The 6,643-nt window shown below is 39.4% G+C and carries 2 protein-coding genes; both read right to left on the bottom strand.

The window, feature by feature from the left end; all coding sequences use genetic code 11:
* Positions 1-83: 83 nt before the first annotated feature.
* Positions 84-3,299: a choice-of-anchor L domain-containing protein gene (locus NU09_RS16970; RefSeq protein WP_129752506.1), complete on the bottom strand. Its 3,216-nt coding sequence runs from the start codon at positions 3,297-3,299 to the stop codon at positions 84-86.
* Between the two features lie 60 nt (positions 3,300-3,359).
* Entirely contained in the window at positions 3,360-6,431 is a 3,072-nt protein-coding gene (locus NU09_RS16965; RefSeq protein WP_129752505.1) for a choice-of-anchor J domain-containing protein, read from the bottom strand.
* Positions 6,432-6,643: the final 212 nt, after the last annotated feature.

The raw sequence follows: 6,643 nt of genomic DNA, 5'->3' as shown, positions 1-6,643 counted from the left end.
AAGGTATATTTTTCTCATGTGTTTATGTGCTAATAATTAGTAAAAAGAAAGGGGTTGGGTTTAATAACCCCTTTTCTTTTGGTTTAGTTCTCTCTATTAATGTAAACCCAACCCGTTTTGCTGGTACCATCGTTTAGCTCAAGTGAGTAGAAATATGTTCCTGTTGGAAGTTCTTTTCCGTGTTTGTCAAGACCATACCACTCATCACTATAATCTGTTTTACTGTAAACCTCTTTACCGTAACGGTTAAAGATGCTCAGTTTGATTACTCCAAGACCTGAAAGATCGAAGTTATCGTTCATGTTATCACCATTTGGAGAGATACCACGAGGAATTGTACAAGCTGCATTTTCAACATTATACACAAGAACCGATGAACAGATATCGCCACCCGCAGGGGTTACGGTTACCATATAGTCACCTATTTCCTCAGCAATAGCTGTAACATCAGTACTTATAATAGCTCCGTTTGGATCAGTCCACTCAATAAGAACTGTTTCCTCAGTATAATACTCCTCATCAAGAATCACTTCAAGTGTATAACGACCGCCTATACAACCACCTGTAACTTCAATTACCGGTGTAGCAACAAGAGAAACCATAAAGCTGCTCTCATCTGTACAGTTTGCCGGTGCAGTACCAGATTCCGTATAGATATAAATCATCTGATCTGTTGTTATCTCAGTACCTGCAGCAAGTGTTTCACCTTCAGGCGTATGATATGTATTATTAGGACTAAGTACAGGTAATATATAGCTATCACAAGCAACGACATCCTCCATAATATCGGCAACAGGTATTGAAGTAACGGTTACAAATACCGACTGGGTAGCCTCACAACCTGAGTTGTTAACCGTAACTTCATAAGTACCTTCTCCTGTAACGGTAACACTACTTCCTGTATCAGGTAATGCGTCTCCATTGTAAGTCCATGAGTAAGTAACATCCGGTGATGCAGGATCGAAGTTATTAGCTGTAAGATCGATAGTTACACCTGTAGTACCCTCACAGATATTAAAGTCGCCACCCATATCAAAATCAGGTGTAAGATCCTGAATGATAAGGTTAAAGTTAAGCATGCCTACACACCCTGTTGGTGTGTACTCTACCCTTACATAAATTGTCTGTAATTCAGCAACGGTATTTTCATATACAGGACCTATAGGGTTAGCATTATCCTGGGCATCAGCTTCAGAAGCGTGGTAAGAAATTACAAAATCAGCAACATCATAACCTTCAATTACACCAGCCTCAATAAGAGCAGTATTAGAAGCGAAATCGAAAGTAGTAAATCCACTTGCATCACAACCTATAAGGTCTACAGGAGTACCTACAGTTTCTTCTACAGGAACATAGAACTCAACTCGTTTGTTACCTTCCAGTGAACATGTAGAACCTGTATAAGTCGCAACTACCCTATAGTCATTTGTCTCTGAAACGGTAAGTGAAGCATCTGTTTCATTTTCAATTACGGTAGCATTTCCATCCTCATCAACAGTAGACCAAACAAATTCGTAATCGTCTTCGTTTAAACCTGTTTCGATAACAGAAACATCCTGATCACAGATAGCCGTTCCGTCTACAACGGTAAGGTCAAGACCTAAATCAAGTCCTCCGATATCAAAACTACCACCCGCAAGGAATACGGCTGAGTTAAATGACTGGTCTCTATAATCGGCAATTACAAGCTTGATATGATACTGGTTACCCGGTATTACATCTCCGGCAGCTGTAAGAACTACTGTTTGGCCTCTATAAGCAATAGCTGAACCATAAGGATTACCCTGATTAAAAGAACCAAAGTATTCCGGATTAACAGAATCACAACCTGCATTATAAGCACCATTCCTTATGTTTACAACCGACACCGGTACGGTTGTTCCCGGTAAAACAGCTAAGTTAACCGGAGTAGGATCTTCTTCCTCTAAATTAGTCAGGATAAATGCAAACGCATCTCCATAACTACACTGGAAAGTACCGTACTCATTTGAAGCAAATAGGAAATCAAACGTTATCTGGTTTGTTAACGGTACGAAATCAAATTCTAATATAGAAGCATTATAAAGAGGATCTGTGTTACCCTGTTCAGCTATAATTGCAGCTAAGTCGGCATCACTTCCCCATCCTGAACCACTTAAACCTCCATTATTGTTAGGATAAGGCCCAGGAGCTTCGTTTATACTTCCTGTCGCTAATATTACACCGTCATTGAACGGGAAGCTTGAGTTGTTAAAGTTAAAGTAACCGATACTACCCGATCCTCCAAAATCAGAACCTGACTGGGAAGTAATATTAGATACAAGAGCACACTCAGAACCGATAAGTACTGTTTCTACAAGCTGCTCCGGTGTAAATGTTGTATCGTTTACAAGAATTGAACCTGCAGGAGTAGCTACACATATATCAAAAGTAGATGTTTGATTAGGATTTGAAGAAGAAGAATATACCCTAACCTTATAAGTAGTTCCCGCTGTTAAGTTCTGAGCTAAACTTTGAGTAGAAGTACTACAGTAAAGCTGTGTAAGTGTGCCACACTCGTCACCTTCATAAAGTACATGGTAAAGACCTGCTGTACTTCCCTGAATATTATTTATGGTAATAAAATGAGTTGTATTTACTGCCGTAAATTCAAACCATATGTCATCATCTGCAACACCTGTACAAGTATTTCCTTCTGTTGAAGCCGTAGCTGAGAAAATAGTACCAGAACCTGATTCCACACACTCTGAACTTGGATTAGCAATTATAACTGTAGCCTCTGCACACTCGTCGTTTGCCGGCGGCGGCGGCGGTGTACCTACACAAAGATCAAAACTTGATGTTTGAGGTAACGAAGATGAAGAGTAAAGTCTAATCTTATAAGTAGTACCCACTGTTAGGTTTTCTGCAAAACTCTGAGTTGTAGAGTTACAGTAAAGCTGTGTCAACGCACCACACTCATCTCCCTCATAAACAGCATGATAGAAAGAGTTAGACGGTGTAATATTTGAAAGGGAAATTATATGCTTAGTACTAGTCGCAACAAATTCAAACCATATATCATCATCATCACTACCAAAGCATGTATTAGCTTCTGCCGAAGCGGTTGCTGAATAAACAGATCCTGATACGGTTTGCCCACAAAGCTGATCTGGATTAACCGGTACAGGAATTGCATCGGCACACTCATCGTTTGCCGGTGGAGACGGTGGTGTTGTTACACAGATATCAAAATCTGCAAGCTGGCCCGGTAGAGATGTATAAGAATATACTCTTATTTTGTAAGTAGTACCAACAGTTAACCCTGTTGCAAAACTCATCCCGTTAGCACAATATAGCTGCGTTAAAGGATCACAATCATCACCTTCGTAAACAACATATTACAAGACAGTTAAGTTACCTACTATGTTTAAAATAGATATAACGTGAGTATCGTTTGTTGCAGTGAATTCATACCATGTATCGTCATCTTCAGTTCCTGTACATGTACTTCCCTGAGTAGATCCCGTTGACCATGAAATAGTACCAGCAACTACCTGATCACATGTTGGAGTTGCATTAACCGGAACCTCAATTGCATTAGCACATTCGTCATTTACAGGCGGCGGCGGTGGCGTCCCTATACATAAATCGAAAGTAGTAGACTGAGGTGCCACAGATGTAGAAGAGTATATCCTTACATAGTATGTATTACCAACTGTTAATCCTGATAAAATAGGCGATGTAGAAGTAGTACAGTTAAGCTGCGTTAAAGCTCCGCACGTACTACCTTCATAAACAACATTATAAAGCGTTGTTGAACCTCCTGTAACATTTATGTTAAGTGTATGAGTTTCACTTGTAGCTTCAAACGTAAACCAAACATCATCATCATCTGTACCATAACATGAGTTTGGCTCCAGTGAACCTGTTGCCCATGCAATAGTACCAGAAGTTACGTTTCCGCATTCTAAGTCAGAGTTAGTTGTAACCGCTATAGCATCAGCACACTCGTCGTTTGCCGGTGGCGGTGGCGGTGTACCAACACAGAAATTAAACGTAGTATTTTGTTGGCCTATAGAAGTACTTGTATAAATCCTTACATAATATGTCTGGCCAATAGTAAGACCTCCTGCAATACTTGTATTATTTGTAGTACAGTAAAGCTGAGTCATAGATCCGCATGAAGTTCCTTCATACAGTGTATGATACATAAAAGTGCTGCTACCTGCAACATTATTAAGGTTAATAGTATGTGTTATACTGGTAGCCACAAACTGATACCATACGTCGTCATCGTCTGTACCAAAACATGTATTAGGTTCTGCCGATCCTGAAGACCATGCAACTGTTCCCGCAACTGAGTTTGTACATTCAAGATCTGGGTTTGTTAAAACCACAGTAGCATCTGCACACTCGTCGTTTGCCGGTGCCGGTGGAGGTGTACCTATACACAAGTCGAATACCGATGTTTGACCAGGAGCAGTAGTAGATGAATATATCCTTACATAGTAAGTTTGACCAATAGTTAATCCACCAACTAAACTACTATTCGTAGTACTACAACTTATATTAGTTAAAGAACCACATGTACCCGTATATACTCCATGGTATAAAAGTGTTGTACCACCTGTAATATTATTAACATTAATAGTATGAGTAGGATTACTTGCTACAAATGAGAACCAAACATCATCATCAGCACTACCCGTACAGGCATTAGTATCCAATGATCCTGTTGACCAGGCTATTGTTCCTGAAGTAACTGACGTACAGTTTAAATCAGAATTTACCGTAACACTAAGCGCATTGGCACAGTCGTCATTTACCGGCGGCGGCGGCGGTGTACCAATACAAACATCAAATACCGAAGTTTGTGGGGTTGATGCTGTAGAGTATACTCTCACATAGTAAGTATCTCCTATGGTAAGTCCTCCTGCAATACTGTTATTTGGGTTACTGCAATACAATTGAGTCAGCGTACCACAACTACCCGAATATAATACATGATCCAATGCAGTAGTACCGCTTACAATATTATTAAGATTAATTGTATGAGAAGTACTTGTAGCTACAAATGAGAACCACACGTCGTCGTCGTCTACACCAGTACAAGTATTAGCTTCAGCAGAACCCGTAGCAGAATAAATTGTAGCTGTTACAAACTGTGCACAACTTAAATCTGAATTAACAGGAATAGAAGTAGCTGTAGCACATTCGTCATTTGCAGGTGGCGGTGGCGGTGTACCTAAACATACATCAAATGCTGTAGTTTGGTTAGCCGCAGAAGTCCATGAATATACTCTAACATAATACGTCTGACCAACAGTTAAACCTGTAGCCGTACTTGTATTAGGATCACTACAGTAAAGCTGAGTCATTGTTCCACAGCTTGTCCCTTCATATACAACGTGAACCAGGTTAGTGGTTCCGCCTGTAATATTAATAAGATCTATTATATGAGATGTATTAGTAGCAACAAAAGTAAACCATACGTCATCATTTGCCGTACCCGTACATGTAGTTGGTTCCGCTGAAGCAGAACCACCATTTATAGTACCAGGCGTAGTTACGGCACAAATATTTGTTGGGTTAACCGTTAGTGTAGTTGCGTTAGCACATTCATCATTACCCGGAGATGTATTAAAGCTGTAAGGCCCTGCCCAATCACTGTTATTGTTATTTCCACAAACAGATCTTACATAATATTTGTAAGGAGTTGTAGGTAGTAATGGAGAAACAGTAGTTGAATTACCGTCAACAATATCACCTGAACCGTCAGGAGCTTCCGTAACCGGCATAACTTCTATTTCGTACTGAGCCGAACCACCTGTCCAGGATAAAGTAGCTGATGTATCTGTAACATCAGTAGCAGTTAAATCTGTAGGTGGTAAACACTGTTCAATAATGCTTACATCGTCAATTAACCAACGATCCTGAAAGTCACCTTCCATAAGGAAAGCAACATGATAGTTTTGACCTACAGTACCCGGTAAACTTAATACAATTTCATTGTACTCTGTTTGAGTTGGATTGATAAATGCTTCCGTATATGTTGAAACAACCGTATAAGAAGCTAGGTCTGTAAGATCAGCTCCGGCAGGAGCCATTAAAATTTTGTAAACTGTTCCCTGGTTACCAGGTAAGGTCAGTCTTGACCAAAAACGCAGCTGCCCGTTTGCAGGCATTTCAAAAGATGGCGTTACCAACCAGTCTTTTGCGGGGTCTCCGTCATCAGAGACATTCTCGCGATCGATAAAAGCTGCATAATCTCCGGTTTTGGGAGGATAAGTTGCATTTGCTGCAATCACTGTTTGCTTCCATTGCTGGAGCATTCCTATGCCATTATTATGCCTTGTCCAGCCTGTCGGAGGGAAGGTTGCACCTTCAAATCCTTCAGCCGGATCAATTCCTTGTGCAAAGCTGCACAGCGTTAATAATGACATGAAAAAAAATAAAGTAAATTTTTTCATGATAGTGGTAGTTATATTTTAGGACCCGAAAATAATTTATCTAAATTTTATATTTAGCTTTTTATCAAAAAAAAACAAATTTTATTATGAATGTTATATTTGTAAAGAAATATCCTATTTTGAAAAAATATTTCAAAAAACACTTAAATAACCTTTTAATTTTAAAATATCAATAAATATTTATCTTAAAAAGCATTTATTTTAGAAGGAAA

It is taken from the genome of Flavobacterium beibuense (genome assembly GCF_004151245.1).
Taxonomy (GTDB): Bacteria; Bacteroidota; Bacteroidia; order Flavobacteriales; family Flavobacteriaceae; genus Flavobacterium; species Flavobacterium beibuense_A.
Note: the sequence above shows the minus strand (reverse complement) of the source record. Positions and strands in the feature narration are given on the sequence as shown.